General features: G+C 70.8%; 19 protein-coding genes and 1 pseudogene. 13 read left to right on the top strand and 7 right to left on the bottom strand.

Annotated elements, in window-relative coordinates:
* Together RV986_RS16425 and RV986_RS16420 are read right to left on the bottom strand one after the other, a co-directional pair.
* A complete protein-coding gene (locus RV986_RS16425; RefSeq protein ID WP_475918126.1) occupies positions 1 to 540 on the bottom strand; it encodes an MOSC domain-containing protein in 540 nt (179 codons plus the stop codon).
* Between the two features lie 269 nt (positions 541 to 809).
* A pseudogene (locus RV986_RS16420) lies at positions 810 to 1,358 on the bottom strand (RNA-guided endonuclease TnpB family protein); the annotation flags it as partial.
* 188 nt (positions 1,359 to 1,546) lie between these two features.
* Between RV986_RS16420 and RV986_RS16415 the strand changes: the two are divergent.
* The 4 genes from RV986_RS16415 to RV986_RS16400 are packed head-to-tail and all read left to right on the top strand — an operon-like array spanning position 1,547 to position 6,712.
* Positions 1,547 to 3,808 carry a hypothetical protein gene (locus RV986_RS16415; protein WP_475918125.1) on the top strand — a complete coding sequence of 754 codons (2,262 nt, stop codon included), beginning with the start codon at positions 1,547 to 1,549 and terminating at the stop codon, positions 3,806 to 3,808.
* A complete protein-coding gene (locus tag RV986_RS16410; RefSeq protein ID WP_475918124.1) occupies positions 3,805 to 4,959 on the top strand; it encodes a hypothetical protein in 1,155 nt (384 codons plus the stop codon). The genes RV986_RS16415 and RV986_RS16410 overlap by 4 nt, the downstream gene beginning before the upstream one ends.
* Positions 4,956 to 6,005 (top strand): hypothetical protein, encoded by a 1,050-nt coding sequence (locus RV986_RS16405; RefSeq protein ID WP_475918123.1) that lies wholly within the window; start codon positions 4,956 to 4,958, stop codon positions 6,003 to 6,005. The genes RV986_RS16410 and RV986_RS16405 overlap by 4 nt, the downstream gene beginning before the upstream one ends.
* Positions 6,006 to 6,034: 29 nt before the next feature.
* Positions 6,035 to 6,712, top strand: coding sequence for a hypothetical protein (locus tag RV986_RS16400; RefSeq protein WP_475918122.1), 678 nt, complete (start codon positions 6,035 to 6,037; stop codon positions 6,710 to 6,712).
* 20 nt (positions 6,713 to 6,732) lie between these two features.
* Here RV986_RS16400 and RV986_RS16395 read toward each other — a convergent pair whose 3' ends face one another.
* The gene (locus RV986_RS16395) at positions 6,733 to 8,430 is read right to left on the bottom strand and encodes a leucine-rich repeat domain-containing protein (RefSeq protein ID WP_475918121.1); all 1,698 of its coding nucleotides are present in this window, start codon (positions 8,428 to 8,430) and stop codon (positions 6,733 to 6,735) included.
* Positions 8,431 to 9,333: 903 nt separating this feature from the next.
* Between RV986_RS16395 and RV986_RS16390 the strand changes: the two genes are divergently transcribed.
* From RV986_RS16390 to asnB, 4 genes are all read left to right on the top strand, one after another.
* The gene (locus RV986_RS16390) at positions 9,334 to 10,584 is read left to right on the top strand and encodes a beta-ketoacyl-[acyl-carrier-protein] synthase family protein (protein WP_475918120.1); all 1,251 of its coding nucleotides are present in this window, start codon (positions 9,334 to 9,336) and stop codon (positions 10,582 to 10,584) included.
* Positions 10,581 to 11,798, top strand: a complete 1,218-nt coding sequence (locus tag RV986_RS16385) for a ketosynthase chain-length factor (protein ID WP_475918119.1) — start codon at positions 10,581 to 10,583, stop codon at positions 11,796 to 11,798. Before RV986_RS16390 ends, RV986_RS16385 begins: the two co-directional genes overlap by 4 nt.
* Positions 11,799 to 11,875: 77 nt before the next feature.
* The gene (locus RV986_RS16380; protein WP_475918118.1) at positions 11,876 to 12,133 is read left to right on the top strand and encodes an acyl carrier protein; all 258 of its coding nucleotides are present in this window, start codon (positions 11,876 to 11,878) and stop codon (positions 12,131 to 12,133) included.
* Between the two features lie 36 nt (positions 12,134 to 12,169).
* The gene (asnB, locus tag RV986_RS16375; RefSeq protein ID WP_475918117.1) at positions 12,170 to 14,008 is read left to right on the top strand and encodes an asparagine synthase (glutamine-hydrolyzing); all 1,839 of its coding nucleotides are present in this window, start codon (positions 12,170 to 12,172) and stop codon (positions 14,006 to 14,008) included.
* An 81-nt stretch (positions 14,009 to 14,089) separates the two neighbouring features.
* On the opposite strand, the gene rfbH is transcribed toward asnB, so the two are convergent.
* On the bottom strand, positions 14,090 to 15,397 hold the full coding sequence (gene rfbH / locus RV986_RS16370) for a lipopolysaccharide biosynthesis protein RfbH (RefSeq protein ID WP_475918116.1): 1,308 nt from the start codon (positions 15,395 to 15,397) through the stop codon (positions 14,090 to 14,092).
* Between the two features lie 160 nt (positions 15,398 to 15,557).
* Between rfbH and RV986_RS16365 the strand changes: the two genes are divergently transcribed.
* The gene (locus tag RV986_RS16365) at positions 15,558 to 16,592 is read left to right on the top strand and encodes a ketoacyl-ACP synthase III family protein (RefSeq protein WP_475918115.1); all 1,035 of its coding nucleotides are present in this window, start codon (positions 15,558 to 15,560) and stop codon (positions 16,590 to 16,592) included.
* Positions 16,593 to 16,616: 24 nt separating this feature from the next.
* On the opposite strand, the gene RV986_RS16360 is transcribed toward RV986_RS16365, so the two are convergent.
* Complete coding sequence (locus RV986_RS16360) at positions 16,617 to 17,378, bottom strand: SDR family NAD(P)-dependent oxidoreductase (protein WP_475918114.1); 762 nt, start codon at positions 17,376 to 17,378, stop codon at positions 16,617 to 16,619.
* A gap of 188 nt (positions 17,379 to 17,566) precedes the next feature.
* On the opposite strand from RV986_RS16360, the gene RV986_RS16355 reads away from it, so the two are divergent.
* From RV986_RS16355 to RV986_RS16345, 3 genes are all read left to right on the top strand, one after another.
* Complete coding sequence (locus RV986_RS16355) at positions 17,567 to 18,814, top strand: nucleotide disphospho-sugar-binding domain-containing protein (RefSeq protein WP_475918113.1); 1,248 nt, start codon at positions 17,567 to 17,569, stop codon at positions 18,812 to 18,814.
* A gap of 78 nt (positions 18,815 to 18,892) precedes the next feature.
* On the top strand, positions 18,893 to 20,032 hold the full coding sequence (locus tag RV986_RS16350; RefSeq protein ID WP_475918112.1) for an acyl-CoA dehydrogenase family protein: 1,140 nt from the start codon (positions 18,893 to 18,895) through the stop codon (positions 20,030 to 20,032).
* Complete coding sequence (locus RV986_RS16345; protein ID WP_475918111.1) at positions 20,025 to 21,080, top strand: methyltransferase; 1,056 nt, start codon at positions 20,025 to 20,027, stop codon at positions 21,078 to 21,080. Before RV986_RS16350 ends, RV986_RS16345 begins: the two co-directional genes overlap by 8 nt.
* Positions 21,081 to 21,166: 86 nt before the next feature.
* On the opposite strand, the gene RV986_RS16340 is transcribed toward RV986_RS16345, so the two are convergent.
* Together RV986_RS16340 and RV986_RS16335 are read right to left on the bottom strand one after the other, a co-directional pair.
* Positions 21,167 to 22,384 (bottom strand): nucleotide disphospho-sugar-binding domain-containing protein, encoded by a 1,218-nt coding sequence (locus RV986_RS16340; RefSeq protein ID WP_475918110.1) that lies wholly within the window; start codon positions 22,382 to 22,384, stop codon positions 21,167 to 21,169.
* A gap of 146 nt (positions 22,385 to 22,530) precedes the next feature.
* On the bottom strand, positions 22,531 to 23,511 hold the full coding sequence (locus RV986_RS16335) for an NAD-dependent epimerase/dehydratase family protein (RefSeq protein ID WP_475918109.1): 981 nt from the start codon (positions 23,509 to 23,511) through the stop codon (positions 22,531 to 22,533).
* Between the two features lie 180 nt (positions 23,512 to 23,691).
* On the opposite strand from RV986_RS16335, the gene RV986_RS16330 reads away from it, so the two are divergent.
* Complete coding sequence (locus tag RV986_RS16330) at positions 23,692 to 23,970, top strand: hypothetical protein (RefSeq protein ID WP_475918108.1); 279 nt, start codon at positions 23,692 to 23,694, stop codon at positions 23,968 to 23,970.
* Positions 23,971 to 24,022 lie beyond the last annotated feature (52 nt).

Below are 24,022 nucleotides of genomic sequence, written 5' to 3'. Positions count from 1 at the left end.
CTAGACGATCTCCAGGGGCCGGTGCGGCCCGTCCGGCAACACGACCTCGACCGGGTCCCCGGGCCGCACCACACCGCCTTCCCGTACGACACTCATGACCCCGGACTTGTGGAAGGCACCGCCCTCGCCCCTCCCCACCACCTGCTTGAGCAGCCCCTTCTGGAAGGTGTCGATCTGCGCACAGGGATTGCGCAGCCCGGTGATCTCGACGACGGCCTCGTCCCCGATGCGCAGCAGCGTGCCGACCGGCAGCCCCAGCAGATCGACCCCTCGGGTGGTGACGTTCTCCCCGAGCTCGCCGGGAGCGACGGTGAACCCGACCTCCCGCAGTTCGTCGAAGAGTTCCTCGTGCATGAGGTGCACCTGGCGCAGATTCACCTGCGACGGATCCTTCTCCATCCGGAACCGGTGCTTCACGGTCACCCCCGCGTGCACATCACCCTCCACCCCGAGCCCGGCGAGCAGATTGATGCTCTCCCGGTTCGGCTTGGTGAAGGAATACGTCGCGTTACTGCTGACCGCCGTGACCGTCCCACCCATGCGACCGTGCTCCCCTCTCACCCGCGACTTCCCCCCGAACTGCAGGTCGGAGCGTACGTCTCGGAGGTCCGACCGGGAACTCCCGGAAACTCGTGGGTCAGCCGGTCGGTTCGGAAGCCGGACGTTACCGGTCGCGCCGGGCGGGCGGCCAGGAGGTTTTCGCCCGCTCCGGCGCGCGGCGGACGGTCAGCCCGCGTCGGCCCACTCCCTTGACTTGCTCCTCGGGCTGAAGCCCGAGGATTCTGGCCTTCTCGTCCGTTGCTGTGCCGCTATGCGGCACGGGGTTCGGTCGGGAGTCCGTGGCTTCCTGTTTCTTCGCGCTGTGCCGGGACAAGTCCTGGTCTTACCGGCGCTCCGCAGGCTGTCACCGCCAGTCCGGCGGCCGTTTTGACGTTGATCGCGGCGTTGTGGTCCCGGTCGTGGAGGGTGCCGCAGGCGGTGCAGGTCCATTCCCGGACGTTCAGGGGCTTGGGACCGTCTTTGACACCGCAGGCCGAGCAGGTCTGGGAGGTCGGCTCGAACCGGCCGATCCTGACCAGAGTCCGCCCGTACCGGGCCGCCTTGTACTCCAGCATGTGCACGAACGCCGACCATCCGGCGTCGTGGACACTCCTGGCCAGCCTGGTGCGTGCGAGTCCTTGGACCGCCAGGTCCTCCACGCCGATCGCTTGGTTGTCGCGGATCAGCCGAGTGGAGAGCTGGTGGTGGAACTCCCGACGGGCGTCGGCCACCTTCGCGTGGGCGCGGGCGACCTTGAGGCGGGCCTTCTCCCGGTTCCTGGATCCCTTCTGCTTGCGGGACAGCTCCCGCTGGCTGCGAAGGCTCGACGCCGGCCCGCCGCACATCCGTAGTGGCGAGCTGCCCGAAACCTCGCGATGTGGCTCAGGGTTTCGGTACGTTGGCAGTCAGTGACGGACGCCCGTGGGGAGGCGGCGTTCGTGGGCGGACAGGCGTGCCTGCCAGGGGTACGGGGGATGTGCGTGAGGCGCGAGGGGGCAGCTGAACGATGAGCGACAACGGGGAACGCCTTGATGCGGTGCTGCGCAGACGGCGTGAGCATCTGCCGGTCGTCGACGAGCAGATCGACCGATGGCGGAGGATCCAGTCGGCGGTCGGGGAACTGTGCGAGGCGGTGGCCGGGATACAGGCCCTGGAACCCGACGGTGCGGCCGCCGGTCTCCTCGGGACGCTGGACCTGGCGGGGACGACGCGGGCCGCGGGCGAGTGCCTCACGGCGCTCGCCACGGTACGCGGCAGGGTGAACCGGGACACCGTCAACATCGGCGTGAGCGGACGTGCCAGAAACGGCAAGAGCACGCTGCTGCAGTCCCTGTCGGGGCTGGACGACCGGCAGATACCCAGTGGCCGGGGACAGCCGGTGACGGCGGTGCGCAGCAGGATCTACCACTCCCGCACCGACCGCGGGGCCCGGCTCACCATGCACACGGAGCGGTCCTTCCTGGACGAGGTCATCGCGCCCTACCACGCCGAGTTGCGGCTCGAACCCGCGCCGCGCGATCTGCCGGCCTTCGCCGGCCATCCCTATCCACGGGCGGCCGACGGGCCGGCCCGGGCGGCGGAGGACCACCCCACGCTGGGACCGATGATGGCCCGGCTGCGCGAGGCACAGCAGGCGCTGGCCTCCTACCGGGGATTCCTCACGGGCGAGGCGCGCACCGTGGACCTGGCGGACATCCGGGACTGGGTCGCGTACCCGCCGGCCGACGCGGAGCCGGACCGGCGCCCCTATCTGGCGGTCCGGGACGCGATGATCACCTGCGCCTTCCCGATCGAGGACGTGAGCGCGCTCGGGCTGATGGATCTGCCCGGACTGGGCGAACTGACGCCGAGTGCGGAGGAGCACCACCTCGCCGGTCTGCGCAATGACGTCGACTTCGTGATCGTCGTCAAACGGCCCACGGACACCAACGCCATGTGGGCCAAGGAGGACGGCCACGCGCTGCAACTGATCGGCACCGCCTGCGGAGTGGCCGACGTACGGGACTTCACCCTGATCCTGGTCAACACGGGCGAGTGCCTGGAGGAGAACGTCAAGGCACTGCACGACGATCTGCGGGACCGGCTCAACGATTCCGCGGGGGGCCGCGGCTACTGGGTGGTTCTCGCCGACGGCGCCGATCGGGGCGCCGTCCGCGACCAGGTGCTGGAACCGGTCCTGGAACACCTCGCGACGGCACTGCCCCGGATGGACGAGGTGGTCATCGCGGACGCGGTCGCCGTCTGCCGTGAACGGCGGGAGCGGATCGAAGCGGACCTGGACCGACTCTCGTCGATGCTGCGCACGCTGTCCGTGCCCACCCTGACGGAGCAGATGATCACGCGCGCCGAAGCCCTTCGCGCGGAGACCGCGACCGCGCTCCAGACATGGGTGGACACGCTCCGCGGGCGCGCCGAGAACGACTACGAGGACACGGAGTTCTTCGAGCGGGTCGCCGAAGTGCACAAGGACGTCCGCGAGTGGGTGCTGAGCGGCTTCGGCGAAGGCCCGCAGGCCTGGCAGGAACGGGCACTGAACCGGTTCCGGGTGGATCGCGCCGCCCTGCCCTTCGCGTCCGCGGAGCTCAACCGGATACGGGTGGACATGGCCCGCCGGTTCGCGGCGGTCGACGATCTGCTGCTGCAACGCCGGGACGAGTACTGGGCCGGTCTGTTCGCCGCGCTCGGCCCCCGGCTCGCCCTGCTGACGGACGGCCGGGGCGCACCCCAGGACACGCTCGCGGCCCTCGCCGAGGTCCTGCGGGAGGCCCCGGATCCCTGCCCGGCGCTGGCCGAGACCCTCGACTTCGCCCTGGACGTCCGGCTGGACTACCGCACGCGGGTGCTGCCCCGGCTGCGCCGCGCACTCGACGTCCTGTTCCCGGAGGACGACGACCCGGCCCGCACCACCCTGCTCGCGGTCCCGCGGACACCCGACGGCGCCGCCGAACTGTTCGGCAGGGTCACCCAACTGGCCAGGCAGGCCGCGTACGACGCGCAGGCCGTGCTCGCCCAGGAACCGGGAGCGACGGCCCAGGTGCTGTTCGCCTACGGCGAGCAGTTCGAGGACGCGTTCGTGCGTGCGGACTCCTCCGAAGCGGAGTTCCGCCGGGTGGTGGCCGCCTTCCAGGACCGGCTGTGGCCGGGAGAGGGCGAGGGACCGCAGGCCGCGACGGACCGGCTGCGCCGCGTACGGCGGCTCGCCACGGAACTGCGGACCCTGATCACCGAAGAACGTCCGCGCACCGCGGCGGAGAGGACAGGGCGTTGACGCTGTCATTCAAGGCGTCGATGGTGGGCCCGAGCAGGGTCGGCAAGACCACCCTGCTGACCGCCATCCTCGCCGAGACCGAGACCATGCTGTCCGGCACCGACATCAACCTCGTCCTGGACGAGGAGACCGAGATGCGGGTCCGCAAGAACCGGAAGGATCTGCGACGGGCCGTCGAGGCACGCGAGTTCGACTCCGCGTCACTGGGCGGCAGCCAGTCGATGGTCCTCTACGACGTGGGCCTCCAGGCGGCGGGCGACAGCATGCCCGGCATCCCCTTCAGCATTCTCGACTACCCCGGGGCCTGGCTGGATCCGGTGGAGCGCAGCAGGAGGCCCGACGCCAAGGAGAACTGGCCGGAGTGCGAGGCGCACATCACGGAGAGCCTCATGCTGCTGGTACCGGTCGAGGCCGCCGTCCTGATGGAGGCGGCCACCCCGGCCCAGCGCCGGGCCGTGGCCGACCTGCTCGGCTTCGAGGACGTCGAGGCGATGGCCCGCAAATGGGCCCGCGCGCGCAATCTGCCCGAGCACCGCGACGAACCGGCCGTGCTGGTGCTCGCCCCGCTGAAGTGCGAGAAGTACTTCGACGACAACGGCGGAAAGGGCCGCGAGGCGGCACGGCTGCGGCACCTGGTGCGGGAGAAGTACCAGTCGATGCTCGACGTGGTCCACGAGGAGTCGAAGAACCGGACGGTCCGGGTGATCTACGCCCCCATCGACACGTACGGCTGTGTCGATCTGATGGAGGGCGAATGGATCGACAAGACCGACGAGGACGGTGAAGCCACCCTGGACTTCCAGGGCCACTACCGGTTCCGGGAGATACCGCCCCAGGTGAAGGTGAAAGCCGCGGCCACCGTGATGCAGGAGCTGTGCCGGTGTGTCGTGTCCGGCCAGGACCGGGCGGAAGGACAGCGGGCGGCGGTGGCCCGGACGGCGTACGACGCGGCCCTGGAACGCAAGGCGGAGCGGAAGGGGTTCTGGGGCGCGCTGGACTACTACGTCTCCGGTGAGGCCCGTACCAACTGGATGACCAGGCTGGACAGTCAGCGGACCCTGACGGACGCCGAACGGCGCCGGGCGCAGCTGGCCGGCGCGCTGCACAGGATCGCGGCGGCCGGGGCCGATCCCCGGGTGGAGGAGTGGTGAGCCGCCGGATGCGCTCCTATCTGATGACCCGGGGCACCCTGCGGCGGATGGACTACGCCTTCCTCGACGAGTCCCCGCCCGAACGGTGGTGGGAGCCGATCGGCAGGTGGCTCTTCCTGGAGGCGGAGGAACTCGTCCTGGCCCGCCGGGCCGCCGGGACGACGGGACTGCTGCTGAGCGGGATCCCCTCGGGGCGGTGCGATGTGATCGGCACCCGGATCCGGTACACCGTCGTCGTGGACGACGTGCACGAGGACCCGGCACTCGCCGCCTGGCTGGTCAGGTGCGGACTGGAGGACGCGGAGCGGGAACGGCTGGGCCGGGCACTGGACGCGCACTTCGACGCGGAGTACGTGGACGCGCGGCTGACGGCGGCCATGGACGGGGGTGGAGGCGGAGGCGGAGGCCGGGGAGGGGACAGGGGAAACAGGACGGAAGCGGAGTCTTCCGAGGAAGTCCCCGAGCAGGTCTCCGAGCAGGTCCCCGAGCAGGTCTCCGAGCAGGTCTCCGAGCACGTCTCCGGGAAGGCCTCCAAGGACATCTCTGAGGCCGTTTCTGAGGGGGGCTCCCCACGGGACGTCGAGCAGCGCCTGTTCAGCGCGTTGCGCGAGGGAGCAACGGGGGCGGGCGACGAGGGTTCGGTGGGGGACAGGGCGGGCGCGAAGGCGCGGCGCGGCTCCTGGGCGGGCAGTGTCCAGGACCCCGAGGCGCGCGGGGAGTTCCGGGCGTGGGCCCGCCGACTGCTGCGGGACGCCCGGCCCGGAATCGCCTTCACCACCCATGCCCTCGGCTCCGCCGCCGGTGCGCGACGGGTGGCCGAAGTGCTGCCGGACGAGGTGGCCGTACTGCTGCACGACGGCGAAGTGACAGGCATCCACAAGCTGACGGATGCGCCCGGGGAGGCGGTGAGCGGGGGAAAAGCCTCCGCCCCGGGGGTCCACCGGGGCAACCGCGACCGGCGGCGGACGACGGCACTGGCCGCCCTGGCCATCACACTGGGGCTGGCGATGGCGCTGGGCATCTGGCTGCTGGCCGGGATGAACTGAGCGGAGGTGGGCGGGCGTCGGTCGCGGCGGTGCGCGGCACGTTCGCACTCGACATCACGGTGGGCCCCCGCGGCATGCGCAAGGATCACGTGTGTGACCTGGTGATCGTCCCTCCTTTGGTGACGGGCACGATGACCCGGCTCAAGTCCGGCGACACCGTCCGCGCCAAGGGGTACTTCGTCCAGACCGAAAGGCAGGCCACCTTCAGCCCCCCGTATGTGAAGGGCCGGCTGACCCTCGTCCTGAGAACCGGCACGGAGATGAAGCGCGACTTCGACACGCACTACTGGGGGACACCGGCCAAGGTGGCCCACCTGTTCTTGGAAGGGCTGGGCCTCGGACAGTCCGACGATCTGCTGCGCCGGCTCATCAAGATCCTCGTCGGCGCCGAGGAAGACCTGGACGAGACCCGGCGGATCTGCGCCCGCCTCGCACAGGGCGACCGTCCCGAGGACCTGTTGCGGCACGCAGAGGAGCTGTGGAACCAGGCCCGGCTGCTGCTCCTGCTCGGCAAGGAGGAAGAGGACGCGGTCGCGTGCGCCGTCGAGGGCGCGGAGCGGGTCCGCGGTTGCGGACTGGAACCCGGCCCCGACATGACCGAATCGGGCTTCGCGCTCGCGGACGTACTCGACGTGTACCGGCGACCCGAGGCCGCCCGGCGGGTCCGGGACGCGCTCGACACGGCCGAGCCGGCGGAAGGCCGCTGAACCCGGGCACCGCACCCTCCTCACCCGGACCGGGAGGCCTGGGTGTCCAGGTCGCGCAGGTCCGGCCGGATGTCTTCGCGCGGGTCCGGCCGGACGTCGGGGAACACGGTACGCAGGCGGTCCCGTGTCGCCTTGTCGAGCTCGGTGTACCGGAGGTCGACGGCTTCGAGCCGCCGAAGCCGGAAGAAGGACTCGGGGAGGGTGGCGAGTTCGTTGAAGGACAGGTCGAGCCGCCGCAGTCCCGGCATACGGGTGAACGCGTCGTCGGGCAGGGCGGTGAAGGCGGTACGGATCACCTGACCTCCGGCGGTCTTCTCGCCCCAGCCGCCGATCTCCAGGTGTTCCAGGGTGGTGATGGCCCAGATGCCGGAGAGGAGATCGCGGCTGGGTTCGGGCTGGAAGGTCCAGGACGTGCTGCCGTGCAGCCGCAGTACCCGAAGGCGGGGCAGCCTCGCCAGGTCGGGCAGGCGCGGGAGCAGGGCGGACAGGGAGCCGCGCAGGTCCAGTTCCTCCAGGCCGGTCAGGGCCAGGAGGTCGTCGGGGAGCGTCTCCAGGAACATGTGGGAGAGGTTGAGGGAGCGCAGGGCGGGCAGCCGGGTCACGGGCCGGGGGAAGGCGACCAGGGAGTCGTACGCGCCCGGTTGCAGGTACGACACGTCCAGTTCACGCAGGGTGCTCAGCCGGGCGACGGCGTCCGGGACCGGACAGGTCAGTCGGGCGGCGCGGAGCACTTCGAGCCGGGGCAGGTCGCCCAGTTGATCCGGCAGCGCCGTGAAGTCGTTGCCGGAGATGTCCAGGACACGCAGGTCGCGCAGTCGGCCGATGGCCTCCGGCAGTGCGGTCAGCCCGGTCCTGGCGAGGTTCAGCTCTTCCAGGGCCGTCAGCTCGCCGGTCCACTCGGCGAGGCGGCCGATGGAGTCGTTGCCGGCGAGCGACAGGACGCGCAGGTTCCGGAACGCCCGCAGCTGCCCGGGGAGTCGGCGGAGCCTGCGGTGGGACAGGTCGAGTTCGGTGATCTCCGCCGCACGCGGCAGCAGCGCGTCGAGCTCTTCCAGTACCACCAGGTGGCTGGGGCGGATCCCGGGGCGCAGGACCGGCTGTCCGTCGCGCAGCGCGGCGCCGATCGTACGGGCGTCGGCGGTCTCGTCCTTGCCGAGGAGTCCGGGCAGGACGAGATCGTCCAGCTCGTCGTCGGTGAAGTCGACGGGGTGGCTGGTGCGGTGGGGGTCGGCGATCAGCAGGGCTTCGGGCTGACTGGCGAAGTGCAGGTTGAAGTACAGAGTGCTGATGACGGCCCGGGCACGGGTGCGCCCGCCGACGGTCAGGAACCCGCCGTCGTCGCCGTAGCTGCCCTGGACGGTGCCGGAGGCCGTCAGGTCGCCCCGGACGACCACGTCGGGGCAGCCGGACAGCAGTACGTTGCGGGCCCGCACATCGCCGGTGACCAGCAGGAAGTTGCCGCTCGCCGAGTCCCACCAGTCCAGGTCGCCGCCGACCGTCAGATCCCCGTCCACGATCGTGTTGTACGGCACCCAGTCGCCGTCCGGCTCCGCCTCCAGGCTCCCCGGGACTTCCAGCCCGCCCTCGTAGAGACGTATCTCCTGCTCGTCGGCGAAGTCCTGGTACGGATGGCTGACCTCGGCCGAGACGCCGAACCGCTCCTCCGCCTCCTCCACGGTGATGACGCGATAGCCGGCCGGCGAAGTCATGGTGGTCATGGCCAGATGGTAGGAGCCGCCACTGACAGCCCCGCCCCGGCGCCGACATGGGCTGTGCCGACTGTGCCGACTGTGCCGACTGTGCCGACTGTGCCGGTGAACGCCGGAGCGGGTCAGTGGGCGACGGTCCGGCCGCTGGTGTCGATCCGCGTCCGGGGACCACCGCAGGAACTGCCCTCGACGTCGAGGATCACCTCGGCGGTTCCGTCCCGGAACGGCCGCACGCTGATGAACCGTTGGACCACACCATCGCGGCCCCGGCCAGGGGGGTGAGCGCAAGGCGGCGATATCGGTGTCGATGTGGAAGGCGGCGGTCGCTGCCGGCCGGTACCCGGAGCATTCCGTTCCCTCGTTCGTCCGCCACGGAGAGGCAGCGCCCCGCGGTTCGAGCCGGCGGGCGCGGGCACGCGCCGACCCCGCACACGGCTCGGCACCCTGCGTGCGGATCCTCTCCCGGAAGCCGGTGTGGGAACGCTGGGACGCCATGACCGGCCCGGCGCAGTGTGAGGCCTGGCACGAAGCGGGTGCCCGGCACCTGGATCTGCCGGACTCGCTCGACGACGACGCGTGCTCCTCCCTGCGGATCCCCTACTTCAGCGGGCCGCTCAGCGTCCGGGACCACGCCGGAGGTCGCTCTGCTGGGGGAGTGGCTCGACCTGGGTGCCACCCGCTTCCGGGACGCACCCACGTCGACAGCCCCAAGGACCCCCACGCGCGGCGGCGTTCCCGGCTCGAACAGTCGCGGGGACACCCTGGTTTCGTGGCTGCGGAACCCTTCGGCTGTTCCTCCAAGCAAGCTCGAACGCCCCGAACGAGACTGTGATCTCCCGGTTCGGACGTAAGGGGCCGGCTGGCGCGGAGTGGGGAGAGGCTGTGTCAGGACGACACGATGCTCGACGCGTCGTGGTGACAGGGATCGGCGTGATCGCGCCCGGGGGAATCGGCACGAAGCAGTTCTGGGAACTGCTCTGTGCGGGGCGCACGGCGACGCGCACCATTTCCCTGTTCGACGCAAGCGAATTCCGTTCGCGCGTGGCGGCGGAATGCGACTTCGATCCCGTTGCCTCGGGGCTGAGCCAGCGAGAGATCCGTAGATGGGACCGCACCACGCAGTTCGCGGTCGTCGCGGCCAAGGAGGCGCTGGACGACAGTGGTGTGCTCGGCGAAATGGACCCGTACCGCACGGGCGTCATGGTCGGCACGGCCTGCGGGATGACGCAGAGCCTGGACCGTGAGTACGCGATCGTGAGCGACAACGGCAAGAAGTGGCACGTCGACGAGGCGCACGGATCGCCTTACCTCTACGACTACTTCGCGCCGTCGTCCATGGCCGTCGAACTCGCCTGGCTCGCGGAGGCGCAGGGTCCCGTCGGCGTCGTCTCGACGGGCTGCACCTCGGGCATCGACGTCCTCGGCCACGCCGCCGACCTGATCATCGACGGTGCGGCGGACGTGATGATCAGTGGTGCCTCCGACGCGGCCATCTCGCCGATCACCGTGGCATGCTTCGACGCGATCCGGGCGACCACCCCGCGCAACGACGATCCCGCGACCGCGTCGCGCCCGTTCGACAGGACCCGCAACGGGTTCGCGCTCGGAGAGGGCTCCGCGATCCTCGTACTGGAGGAGTACCGGCACGCACGCCGCCGGGGCGCACGCATCTACGCCGAGATCGCGGGACATGCGGCCCGCGCGAACGCCTTCAGCATGACCGGACTGCGGCCGGACGGCAGGGAACTGGCGGAGGCCGTCACCGTTGCCCTCGACCGCGCCGAGGCGAACCCGGCCGACGTCGGGTACGTCAATGCCCATGGCTCGTCGACGAAACAGAACGACCTGCACGAGACCATGGCGTACAAGCGCAGTCTCGGCGAGCACGCGTACCGCACCCCCATCAGTTCGATCAAGTCCATGATCGGGCACTCCCTCGGAGCGATCTGCGCGCTGGAGGTGGCCGCCTCCGTTCTGGCCATCGAACACTCGGTGATCCCGCCGACGGCCAACCTGCACGAGCCTGACCCGGAATGCGATCTCGACTACGTCCCGCTGGTGGCCCGCGAACAGGCGTCCGACGTGGTGCTCAGCGTGGCCAGCGGATTCGGCGGCTTCCAGAGCGCGATCGTGCTGACCGCACCGGATTGGACCGCGAGATGAACACGCCCGTGATCACCGGACTGGGAACGGTCTCGCCGAACGGGCTGGGCACCGAGGCCTACTGGGCGGCGGCCCTGCGCGGCGAGAGCGGCCTCGGCCCGATCTCCCGCTTCGAACCGGACGGGTATCCGGGCCGAACGGGTGGCGAGGTCAAGGACTTCGAGCCGAAGGAGCATCTGCCGAGCCGACTGCTTCCGCAGACGGACCACATGACCCGACTCGCGCTCGTCGCCGCCGAGGAGTCCCTGTCCGACGCGGGCATCGACCCCGGCGAGCTCCCGGACTTCGCGATGGGTGTGGTGACGGCCGCGTCCGCGGGCGGAATGGAGTTCGGACAGCGGGAGATGGAAGCGCTCTGGAGCAAGGGGGGCGCCTACGTGAGCTCGTACCAGGCATTCGCCTGGTTCTATCCGGTGAACACCGGCCAGATCTCGATCCGGCACGGCCTGCGCGGCGCGAGCTCGGCTGTCGTCACCGAACAGGCAGGCGGACTCGATGCCGTCGACAAAGCCCGGCGACACATCCGGCAGGGCACCCCGCAGATGCTCGCGGGCGGTGTCGACAGCGCCCTGTGCCCCTGGGGGTGGCTGTGCATGTCCCGCTCCGGGCGGGTGTCCACGGTCGAGGATCCCACCCGTGCGTATGTGCCGTTCGACATCGAGGCATCCGGCTACGTCCCGGGGGAGGGCGGCGCGCTGCTGGTCCTGGAGGACGCGGAGGCTGCCCTCCGGCGCGGCGCGGACAAGCCGTACGGAGCCGTGGCCGGCTATGCGTCGACCTTCGATCCCCGCCCCGGCACCGGCCAGGAGCCCGGCCTGAGGCGCGCCCTGGTGAAGGCCCTGGAGGAGGCGCGGCTCACGGCGGCGGACATCGACGTCGTGTACGCCGATGCCTGTGGTGTCCCGGAACTGGACCGGCTGGAGGCCGAGGTGCTGGCCGGCGTGTTCGGGCCCCGGGGCGTGCCCGTGACCGCACCGAAGACGATGACGGGACGGCTGCTGGCCGGAGGGGCGTCGCTCGACCTTGCGACCGCCCTGCTGTCCCTGCGCGACCAGGTCGTCCCTCCCACGGTGAACATCAGCAGGCCGGCCCACAGCGAGATCATCGACCTGGTCATGGACCGGCCGAGGGAAACCTCGCTCACCAACGCCCTTGTCCTCGCCCGCGGTTACGGCGGCTTCAACTCCGCCATGGTCGTCCGGCGCGAGGTCTGACCGCGGTGGCCCGCTGCACGGGGCCGCCGCAACCGGTGCACACGTATCCGGAACAACTCACGAGAGGAAAACGGAACATGGCTGTCTTCGGCGTCAAGGAACTGGTGGACGTCCTGCGCGAGAGCGCCGGCGAGGACGAGGACGTCAGCCTCGAAGGAGACATCCTCGATGTCGACTTCCAGTCGCTCGGCTACGACTCGCTCGCCCTCTTCAACACGGTCCGGTGGATCGAGCGTGATCTCGGCATCACCCTGTCCGACGAGGCCATCGACGCCGAGGGAACGCCGCGCGCGCTGCTGGACGAGATCAACAAGGCGTCCTCGCAGTCGGTCTGAGACCCATGCCGGAGAACTCGGGAAAGGGCACAGCAGATGTGTGGCATCGTCGGGTGGGTCGACTACGAGCGTGATCCCTCCACCGACCCGCCCGTCGCACGGGCGATGACGGACGTGCTGGCGTGCCGGGGCCCCGACGACGAGGGGATCTTCTCGGCACGTCGGGTCATGCTCGGCCACCGCAGGCTGTCCGTCATCGACCGGGCGGGCGGAGCCCAGCCCATGACGTACGACGCGGGTGGCAGCACGGTGGTCGCGCTGACCTTCTGCGGGGAGGTCTACAACTTCCGGGAGCTGCGGGCGGAACTGTCCGCCAAGGGGCACGTCTTCCGTACCCGGAGCGACACCGAGGTCGTCCTGCGGGCCTATCTGGAATGGGGCGAGGCACTGGTCGACCGGCTCAACGGCATGTACGCCTTCGGCATCTGGGACGCCAGGACCGAGGAACTGCTCCTCGTGCGCGACCGCATGGGCGTCAAGCCGCTCTACTACCACGAGACCGAACACGGCATCGTCTTCGGGTCCGAACCCAAGGCGCTCTTCGCCAACCCGGCCGTCCCGCGCGTCGTGGACGCCGAAGGGCTGTGCGAGGCCCTGGACATGGTGAAGACTCCGGAGCACGCGGTCTTCTCCACGCTGCGGGAGGTACGGCCGGGCCAACTGCTGCGGGTGCGCAGACAGGGCACGCTGCGGCGCCGCTACTGGACCCTGGAGGCGACCGAGCACACGGACGACCTGCAGACCACCATCGGTACCGTCCGCGGTCTGCTGGAGGACATCGTCTCGCGCCAGCTCATCTCCGACGTCCCGCTGTGCACCCTGCTGTCGGGCGGGCTCGACTCCTCCGCGGTGACCGCGTTGGCGGCGGCGCACAGCGATTCCGCGGTGCGGTCGTTCTCCGTGGACTTCGCCTCGACCGGACGGGAGTTCGCACCGGACGCGGTGCGCTCGTCCCCGGACGCGCCGTTCGCCCAAGAGCTCGCCGCGTACGTCGGTGCCGAGCACACCGAGGTGCTGCTGGACAGCGCGGACCTGGTCGCCCCGGAGGTCCGGGCCGCGGTCCTGCGGGCGACCGATCTTCCTCCGGCGTTCTGGGGCGACATGTGGCCCTCCCTGTATCTGCTGTTCCAGGCCGTCCGGAAGCGTTCGACGGTGGCGCTGTCCGGCGAGTCCGCGGACGAACTGTTCGGCGGCTACCTCTGGTTCCGCAACCCGCGCGCGATCGCCGCCGACACCTTTCCCTGGCTGACCTCCGGATCGGCCCGCTATTTCGGCGGTCTCGGTCTGCTCGACCCGGGTCTGCTGGAGAAGCTGGACATCCCCGGCTACCGCGCGGCCCGCTACCGGGAGGGCCTGGCCGAGGTCCCGGTCCTGCCCGGCGAGGACGCCACCGAGCGCCGGATGCGGGAGATCACGTATCTCAACCTCACCCGGTTCGTACAGACGCTCCTCGACCGCAAGGACAGGATGAGCATGGCCGTCGGACTTGAGGTCCGGGTGCCGTTCTGCGACCACCGGCTGGTGGAGTACGTCTTCAACGTCCCGTGGGCGATGAAGACCTTCGACGGCAGGGAGAAGAGCCTGCTGCGCGCCGCGACCGCCGATCTCCTGCCGGCGTCGATTCTCCAGCGGGAGAAGACGCCGTATCCCGCCACCCAGGACCCCCACTACGAGCGGGCCCTGCGCGGCGAGCTGGCCGAGGTGCTGAGCGACCCGGGTGCTCCGGTACGGCCGTTGCTGGACCTCGACCGGGCGCGCAGGACCCTGGACCGTGCGCAGGGCGACATCAGTCGGCCCTACGCACGCGGCGGGATCGAGATGGCCCTGTGGCTCAACGCCTGGCTCGGCGCGTACGACGTCACCCTCGACATCTGATCTCCGTGCCACAGCGCCGTGTGGGCCCGCCCCTTCGTAAGGGACGGGCCCACACGGCGTCTGCACGCGGGAGATGCGCGGTCAGCGCGCCCCGCGGGCGAACTCCCGCAGTGATGCGGCCACGTAGTCGATCATCTCGCCCGTCAGCCCCGGATAGACACCCACCCAGAAGGTCCGCTCAAGGATGACGTCGCTGTTGGTGAGGTCGCCGACCACCCGGAACTGCCGGTCGAGATAGCCCGGGTGGCGTGTCAGGTTGCCCGCGAACAGCAGCCGCGTGCCGATCTTGCGGTCGCCGAGGAAACTCAGCAGCTCATAGCGGTCGTACCCGGCGTCGTCGGTCAGCGTGATCGCGAACCCGAACCAGCTGGGATCGCTGCCCGGCGTGGCGATGGGCAGCAAGAAGCCCGGCGTGCCCTCCAGGCCGTCGTGCAGCCGCTGCCAGTTGCGCCGCCGCGCCGCGCCGAACTCCTCCAGCCGGGTGAGCTGGGTGACACCCAGAGCGGCCTGGATGTCGGTGCCCTTCAGGTTGTAACCGACGTGGGAGAAGGTGTACTTGTGGTCGTACTGCGGCGGCAGGTCGCCGAGCTGATACCGGAACCGCTTGTGGCAGGTGTCGTCCTCGCCCGGTTCGCACCAGCAGTCCCGGCCCCAGTCGCGCATCGACTCGATGATCCTGGCCAGCACCAGGTTGTCGGTGAGTACGCAACCGCCCTCCCCCGTGGTGATGTGGTGCGCCGGATAGAAGCTCGTCGTGGCGAGGTCGCCGAAGGTGCCGGTGAATCTGCCCCGGTACAGGGACCCCACGGCATCGCAGTTGTCCTCGATGAGGAACAGGTCGTGCTCTTCGGCCAGCCGGGCGATCTCGTCCACCTCGTACGGGTTGCCGAGTGCGTGGGCGATCATGATGGCCCTGGTCCTCGGTCCGATCGCCGCCGCGACCCGTTCTGCCGTGGCGTTGTAGGTGCCCAGCTCGACGTCGACGAAGACCGGTGTCATGCCGTTCTGAAAGATCGGGTTGACCGTGGTGGGAAAGCCCGCGGCGACGGTGACCACCTCGTCGCCCGGCTTCATCCTGCGGTCCCCGAGCTGGGGCGAGGTGAGGGACGACAGGGCCAACAGGTTCGCCGAGGAGCCGGAGTTGGTCAGGTGGGCCTTGCGCAGACCCAGAGCCCTGGCGAACTGTCGCTCGAACCTGCGGGAACTGACGCCCGCCGCGATGCGCATGTCCAGCGCCGCTTCCACCAGCGCCACCCGGTCCTCGGCTGTGAGCACTGCTCCGGACGGCAGCACCGGGGTGACCCCCGGTAGGAACTCCGTTTCCCCGGCGGTCTCCTGGTGGTATTTCGCCACCGATTCAAGAATGAGCCGTTTGGCCTCGCGGGCCATCGTCCACCTCCACGTCGCGGTTGGGGCCACCCTCACCGATGTGCTTCGATCCCGGTTCAAGCCGCGGTGGAAGGGGACGGCTGCTTCTCGACGGGTGCTCAAAGCGACGGTGCCAGGGTGGCCGGTACGTCACCCCACACCCGAACCGGGAGAGGTCTCCATGCGTTGGGAAAACCTGTACGTGTCCGGCGTCGCAGCCTGGCTGCCGCCCCTCGTGGCCGCGGAGGACGCGGTGTCCGCCGGTCTGCTGGACCCGGAGCGGTGCAAGCTGCGCGGGATAGAGTCGGTCACGGTGGCGTCCGACGCCGAGGAGGACGCTCCGCCGCGCATGGCGGTGCGCGCGGCCCGCGAGGCGCTCGGCCGCGGGAACGTCGCCCCCGACGATGTGGTTCTGGTACTGCACAGCTCGCTGTGGTTCCAGGGCATCGACCTGTGGCCCGCGGCCAGTTACGTCGCCCACGAGGCCGTCGGACGCCAGGTGCCCGCCTTCGGCCTGGCACAGCGCTGCAACGGCGCCATGGGAGCCATCGAGCTGGCGGCGTCGTACCTCCGAGCCGGCATCGGCGGCGGACACGCCGCGCTCCTCACCACCGGTGACCGCTTCTCCGGCCCGCGCATCGACCGCTGGAACAGCGTCGATGTGACGATGTACGGCGATGGCGCCGCCGCACTCGTGCTGTCCACACGTGACGGCTTCGCCCGGGTGCTGTCCACGGCCACGGGCGTGGACAACTCGCTGGAGATACTGGCCCGGGGCGACGAGGCGTTCCTCCCGCACCCGGTCGAGCCGTCTCCCGTGGCCGACCTGGGCACGCGGACGGACCGCGGCGCGGAGCTCGCGGCCATGCCGGACCTCACCCACCGCTACATCGACCTGCTGGTGGCGGCGAAGACGCAGGCTCTTCAGGACGCCGACACGGCCATCGACGACATCGCCCATGCCATCATCCCGGTCTCCCGGCGTGGTACCGGCCACGAACTGCACGACCTGCTCGGTCTGCCGGACGAGCGCACGTCATGGGCGTACGGGCGCACCACCGGCCACGTCGGTGCGGGCGATCAGTTCGCGGGGCTCGCCCACCTCACCGAGAACGCACTCGTCTCGCCCGGCGACCGGGTCCTGCTGTTCGGCGGCGGAGCGGGCTACACCTGCACCGCCGCCGTGGTGGAGATCCTCCGGATGCCCGCGCACTGAACCGGGGCGCCGACGGGCCGTGAGTCAGCGACCGCCGGCCACGGTGAGTACCTGGCCCGAGACGTTGCCGTTCGCCGCGGAGCCCAGGAACGTCACCGCGGCCGCGATCTCCTCGGGACGGCTCAGCCGGCCCGTCGGCGTCATCCTGCGCTCCTCCTCCCGCACCTCCGCGGGCAGCACGGTGCGCACCCCCTCCGTCAGGGTCAGACCGGGGCTGACCACATTGACCAGTACGCCGTCGCGGCCCGCGTCCCACGCCATGCTGCGCATCAGCCCGTGCAGCGCCATCTTCGCGGCGCCGTAGATCTCCTGGCGCGGCTTGCCGTCCACCGCGACATGAGAGGACACGAAGACGATGCGGCCCCAACCCTGCTTGCGCATATGGGCAAGGGCCAGCTGCGTCGTGCGCACGGTCCCGGCGACGTTTCCGCGCAGCAGCGGTTCCCACTCGTCCGGCGACAGGTCCTCGAACCTCTCGTCCGAGCTCCGGCGGCGCGGGCGCACCAGGGCGTTGGCCACCAGGACGTCGATTCCGCCCCAACGGGCACACACCTCGTCCACGACGGCCTTCGGCGAGCCCGGCTCGTCCAGCGCGTAGCGCAGATGGCAGGCGCGGTCGTCGGCCTCGCCCAGCTCGGCCGCGGCGAGTGCGGCCGCCTCCCCGTCCGACCGGTAGGTGAGCGCGACCCGCGCGCCCTCGGCGGAGTACGCCCGAGCCACCGCAAGCCCGATCCCCTTGCTCCCACCGGTCACCAGTACGGTCCGGTCGCGCAGTCCCATGTCCATCCGCAGTCCCTCCTGAGTGGTTGCACCCCGCCGGCCACGCGCGCACGGCGGCGTACGCAGCATGGCGACCGTGTCTCGAACCTGGTTCGAAGAAGAGCGGGCCCTCGACGCTTCCTCGGCCGGACGTCGAAACCGTGCGGGGAGCATCGCGGCAGCCGACTCCGAACCCTCACTCCGAGGTGATGATCTTGCGCGTACTGCTCACGACGTGGGCATGGCCGTCACATCTGTTCCCCATGGTGCCGCTCGGCTGGGCCCTGCAGGCCGCTGGTCACGAGGTCAGGGTCGCCGTCGGCCCCGGTCTCGCCGACGCCGTGAGCCGGGCGGGCCTGTGCCCGGTGACCGTCCGCGACGACGCCGATCTCGTCGGCATGTCCACGGCGCCCGCCCTGAACTCCTGGCACCACCAGCAGCGTTGGACGTCCGACTGGTACGACCGGCCCGAGTTGCTCAGCCGCGAACAGCGCGAGATGTACGCCGCCCTCGGGCACAAGCAGACCGCCATGGCCTCGGCGATGGTGGACGGCGTGGTGGACTTCGCGTGTGCCTGGCGGCCCGACCTCGTCGTGCACGACGCCGTCACCTTCGCCGGACTCGTGGCCGGCGCCGTACTCGGTGTACCGACCGCCGCCACCCTGTGGGGCAACATCGCGATCCCACGGCACCAGCGAGATCCGATCACCGGGGAGCTCGCACCGGACTTCGTGGCGCTCTTCGAGCGGTTCGGCGTGGCGCCCAAGCCCGAACCGGACGTATGGATCGACCCGTGCCCGCCCCGGATGGGCCTTCTCTCGCCCGAGCCCCGGCTCACCACGCGCTTCGTGCCCTACAACGGCCCCGGCGGCTGCCCGGACTGGCTGCGCGCTCCGGCCGGACGCCGACGCGTCTGTGTCACCTGGGGCATTACGACCGGACGGATTCAGGCGGACGGTGACCCCGACGTCTTCGACCAGGTCGTCGAGGCGGTGTCCGGCCTGGATGCCGAGGTCGTGTTCGCGCTCTCGGCCGGCCGGCGCGATCGCCCGGGCCTCGACACCGTGGGCGTACGCGTCGTCGAGAACCTCCCGCTCCATCTGCTGCTGCCGTCCTGTGCGGCGGTGGTCCACCAGGGCGGCGGCGGGACCACGATGACCTCCGTCTGGTCCGGAACCCCACAGCTGATCATCTCGCCGCGCCCGGAGCAGATGATGACCGGCGACCGTCTGGAGCAACTGGGCGCCGCACGCCATCTCGTACGGACCGAACTGGCTACGGATCCGGCGGCCGGCGCCAAGGCGCTGCGCACCGCGCTGCTGGACCTGCTCGACGACGACGCCTACGCCCACGGCGCGGCCGAACTGCGCGGCGAACTGCTCACCCGGCCGACACCGGCCGATCTCGTACCGCGGCTTGAGGAGCTGGCGGCGACCGGCACCCTCGACATGCCGGGCCGGTAGCTCGGTCGACCGTCGCCACCAGCACGACCGGGAGGAACGCCAAGTGACTGTCGCCGACCCGCCCGCGAGGAGACTCAGATGACTGTCATCGCACACACTGTCACCACGGACATCGGCGCCGCACCGCGCACGGCCGAACTCCGCACCGTCGCGGCACGCTGCGCCGAGCGGACCGAGAAGGAGCGTCGGCTGCCCGTCGAGGTCGTCGAGACACTGCGGGCCGCGGGCTTCGCACGCCATCTCGTGCCCGCCCGATGGGGCGGCGCAGAAGGTTCATTCACCGCGCTGCTCGGTGCCGTCGCCGAGATCGGCGAAAGCTGTGCCTCGACCGCCTGGAACTCGGCGGTGCACGCCATCCTCGGCCGGATGGTCTCCCACCTGCCGGAGAAGGGGCTGCGGGAGATCTGGGCCCAGGGCCCCGACGATCTCTTCGCCGGGTCCATCGCACCGGCCGGCGAGGTGAGGGCCGTCCTCGGCGGCCACCGGCTCAGCGGACAGTGGCCCTTCGCGAGCGGCGTCGACCACGCCTCCTGGACCCTCCTCGGCGCCATGGCTCCCGGCCCGGAGTACCGGTTCTTCATGGTTCCCCGCGTGGACTACCGCGTCCTGGACACCTGGACCAATGTCGGTCTGAGCGGCACGGGAAGCCATGCCGTCGCCCTCGACGACGTCTTCGTACCGGATCATTTCTCCTTCGCCCAGGCCGAGTTGATGGCGGGAGCCGCGGCGGCGGAGGCGACCTGTCTGCGGGTCCCGTTCAAACTCGTCAATGGCCTGACCTTCGTCGCGCCCGTGCTCGGCGCGGCACGCGGCGCGCTGCGCTCGTCGGTGGCACGGATGGCGGTCAGGACGGAGATCACCGGCGGGGCGGCGCGGGCCAATCCGGCGGTCCACACGGCGCTGGCCCGCGCCGGTGCCGAGATCGACGCCGCGCAGCTGCTGCTGGAACGCGCGGCGGCGGTCGCCGACAGCGGGGCGGCCGGTGCGCTCGAACGCGCCCGGGCGCCGAGGGATTTCGCGTTCGCGGCGGAGCTGCTCGGTGCCGCTGTCGACCGGCTCTTCCGGATCGGGGGCGCACGGTCGCAGACCGCGTCCGACCCGGTCCAGCGCGCCTGGCGGGACGTGAACTGCGCGGCGGGCCACGCGGTCCTCCAGTTCGGGTCCGTCGCCGGTGTCTTCACCACCCACCTCATGGACGGAGTGCCCAAGGATGTCTGAGCCGACCCCCGTGGAACTGCTGACGCCCGCCGGCGGAGTCGGGCTGGCCGCTCGGGAGAAACTGATGCTGCTGGCCAACGGACAGCGGTTCACCGCGGTCATCCACACGCTCGCCGAACTCGACGTCGCCGGGCAGCTGACCGCGGGGCCGCGGCCGGTGCGGGAGATCGCCGAGGCGGTCGGATGCCAGGCCACACAGCTCTACCGCCTCCTGCGGTTCGCCGTGCTCATCGGGCTGTTCCAGGAGACCGAGCCGGAGGTTTTCGCCCTGACCGAACTGGCCGAGGGGTTGCGCGCCGACCTTCCGGACAACGTCCGGGACGCGGTACTGCTCGACGGCTCGGAGCGGTTCAACCGCGCGTTCACCGGCGTCGGGCACAGCGTGCGCACGGGGAAGCCGGGCTTCGACCATGTGCACGGCGTCTCGTTCTGGGAGTACCTGGAGCAGGACGAGAAGGCGCTGCACACCTTCGACGCGGCGATGACCGGGATCAGCCGCCGCCTCGGCCGGATCTACCTGGAGCGCCACGACTTCGGCCGTCCGTCCCGGATCGCCGACATCGGCGGTGGGCGTGGCTCCTTCCTGGCGTCGCTGCTGGAGAGGTATCCGGAGGCCACCGGTGTGCTCTTCGACCGGCCGTCGGTGGTGGCCGAGGCGGACGGTCTGCTCCGGGAGCGTTCGGTCGCCGACCGGGTCGACGTCGTGGGCGGTGACTTCTTCACCGACGAGCTGCCCACCGGCTGCGACACCTACCTGCTCAAGACGGTCCTGCACGACTGGCCCGACGACGCGGCGGAGTCCATTCTGCGCCGGGTCCGTGCGGCCGTCGGCGACTCCGGGGCGCGGCTGCTGATCCTCGAACAGGTGGTGGCACCGATGAACGCCTGGGATCCGGCCAAGTTCCTGGACATCGACATGATGGTGATCATGGGCGGCCGGGAGCGCAATCTCCAGGAGTGGCGGCGTCTGCTGGCGGCCACGGGTTTCCAGCTCACCAACGAGCCCAAAACGGGTGAGTGGACCGTACTGGAATGTGTGGCCGGATAGCTGGAACGCGGGATCGCCCGGGCCCGACGGACGGGCCCGGGCGATGCGGGACAACGCTCCCGGCACACTCGGGCAGGGCGGACGGCTCAGCGGGCCGCGGCCGCCTCCTCCAGCAGGGGAAGCACATCGGTCGGAGCCGGCAGGGCATCCATGGCCGCGCGGACGGCGGAGGTCCGAGCGCGGCCGGCCTCGGACAGCAGGGTGCGCAGTGCCTCCTCGATCCCCTCCACATCACTGCTGTCCGCCGGATCGAGCATGACGCCCGCGCCGGCCGCGTCCACCCTCTCGGCGAACGCGGCCAGCACCGGCGCGAGCGGGAACATGAGCTGGGGCACTCCGGCGGCCAGGGCGGTCAGGCCGGTGCCGGTACCACCGTGGTGGATCAACGCGTCACAGCCGGGCAGCAGAAGCGTGAACGGCACGGACTCTGCCACGCGGGTGTCCGGAGGCAGCTCGCCGAGCAGATCACGGTGGGCGGCGCCGACGGCGAGGACGACCTCCGCGTCCAGCGCCGAGAGCACCTTGAGCGTACGTTCGAAGGCCTCCGGCATCCGTTCCGGGCGGACCTGTGCGGCGGTCACGCCCCAGGTGAGGCAGACCCGCGGCTTGCGACGGGGCTCGCGCAACCACTCCGGCTCCACGCCACCGCTTCCGTTGTACGGCACGAAACGGACGGAGGTGCGCTCCACGGCCGAGGGCCACTGCAGCTGCGGAGGGCAGGGGTCGATCCATCCCGTGGGCCCTGCCGGGGGCCGTACACCGAACCGCTCGAACAGGGCGGCATAGCCGGGCAGCGGGTCGCCCACCATGCCTTCCAGTTCGTTGCGGGTGATCATCGGTGAGCCGAACATGTGACTGAACGTGGGGACTCCGAGCACGGTGCCCACGACGGTCGCCGCGTAGCACACGGTGTCGTGCACGATCACGTCCGGCCGCCATTCCCCGGCGAAGGCGAGCAGATCCTCGACCAGCGCGTCGGCGACCACGAACTGCTTCTCCGCCAGCGCGGTGTACACCGCGGCGACCTCGTCCCCCAGCGTCTCGGGCGAACGCGCCCAGTCCCGCGGCCACGGCGCCGTCTCGCCCAGCCAGGCACCGAGCCCCCGGGTACGCCGGGCCATCTCCTCCCCCGAGACGTCCCGCCCCACCGGGGCCGCCGTGAGCCCGGCCCCGGTGATCGCCCCGGTGCAGGAGGGCGGGGCGGCCATCCGCACCTCGTGCCCGGCCGCCCGTGCGGCCCAGGCCAGCGGAACCATCGGGAACAGGTGGGAAGATCCCGTCCAGGTGGCGAACAGTACGCGCATGTCTCCTCTTTCCCGTCAGCGTTGGAAGCGCAACTGGCACGTGAGGTGCGCAATTGGCCCGTGTGATGCGCGATTGGCTCGCGCGAGGGGCAGCCGCACAGATCCATGGGCACCCGGATCCTCCGCCGGCGGCCGCCCGGCCCGGCTCAGCGCCCTCTCGCCCCGTCGAGCGCCCGCCACATGTCGGACACCGCATCCTCCGGACGGCGGCGCGGCGACCAGCCGAGAAGCTCGCGGGCGAGTCGGATGTCCACCGCCAGCCGCTCCGGCCGTACGCCCCCGGCGTCGGGGACCGGCTCTTCGACGACGTGGGCGGGCACCCCGCTCACCTTGATCAGCAGATCGACCAGCGAGCGCACGGCGACGGCCTTGCCGCTGCCGATGTTGAGTACCCGTGCGCCTACGCCGGAGCGAGCCGCGGTGAGCACCGCGCCGGCCGCGTCCCGGGCGTCGATGAAGTCGCGCTCGGCACGCAACGGCCTGAGCCTGATCTCCGCGGGCCGCCCGCTGTCGAAGGCCAGGCTGAGCTGCTGGGCCACCCGGCCCAGCAGGCTCGCGGGTGGCGAGCCGGGCCCGGCGACGTTCGCCATGCGCAGCACGAGCGCGTCGATGTCGCCACCCCGCGCCGCGTCCAGCACCAGCTCTGTGCCCTTCAGCTTGGTCCGTCCGTACGCAGTGGTGGGGCGGGTCGGCGTCTGTTCGTCGACCCACCCGTGCGTCGTCGGCGCGTACTCGTTCACCGAGCCGAGGTGGATCAGCCGGACCGGCCGCGGCGCGCGGCGCAGCGCGTCGACCAACCGCCGTACCAGCTCGGTATTGGCGGTGGCCATCTCCTGTTCGGTGGCCCCCCATACCGCACCGGCGGCGTTCACCACCAGCGTGGGCCGGCCCTGGGTGAGTGCCTGTGAGAGCTCGCCGGGCGGGGTCCGGCACAGATCGAGCGCGAGCGGCCGCACCCCGCGCCGGGGTGGCCCCGCGTGCCGTGCCACGGAAACCAGGTCGCCACCTCCGCCCACGAGCGCGCCACACACATGCCTTCCGACGAAACCCGTTCCGCCCAGCACGACCACTCTGGCGTGATCCGAATCGCCGGGCGTGACGTACCGCTCTTCGGCGCCACCGAACATGGGACCTCCGCAACCCGCTGTCTGTGCGCCCGGGTCCGTTCCACCGTGCGGCGGCCGGCCGTCGGCGCGCGGACCATGCTCCGTGCCGCGCCTCAAGTCTGTGTCCACGCTCGGTGGTCCTGGACCGCTCGGCGTCGGCTCAACGGAGAATCGAGCGGGGCCGTCCAGGGTCGTCGCACTATGGACGTTCGTGAACTCGCGGTGCCGCGTGCCTGGCGGATCACACCGCGCCGGCTTTCCGACCGACACCGGTCCTTCTTCGAGCTGCAGCGGCGCAGTCAGGTGGACATCAACGCGCTCGACCCGGAACCCGGCATCCCGTGGGGCTTGTCCGGGAAGCCGCTCATGTCGGACAAGGACGCCTCCGCGATGAGCCTCGCCGAGGCCGCCGCGGCGGGCCTGCTGCCGACGTACGAGGAGTGCCTCGCCGTGGACGCCGACCTGCGCACGGCCGTCTGAACTTCTGTGTGCGAACCGGCCGAATGCCCACCGGAAGCCCGCCGCGCGTCGG

It is taken from the genome of Streptomyces sp. RLA012 (genome assembly GCF_056270325.1).
Note: the sequence above shows the minus strand (reverse complement) of the source record. Positions and strands in the feature narration are given on the sequence as shown.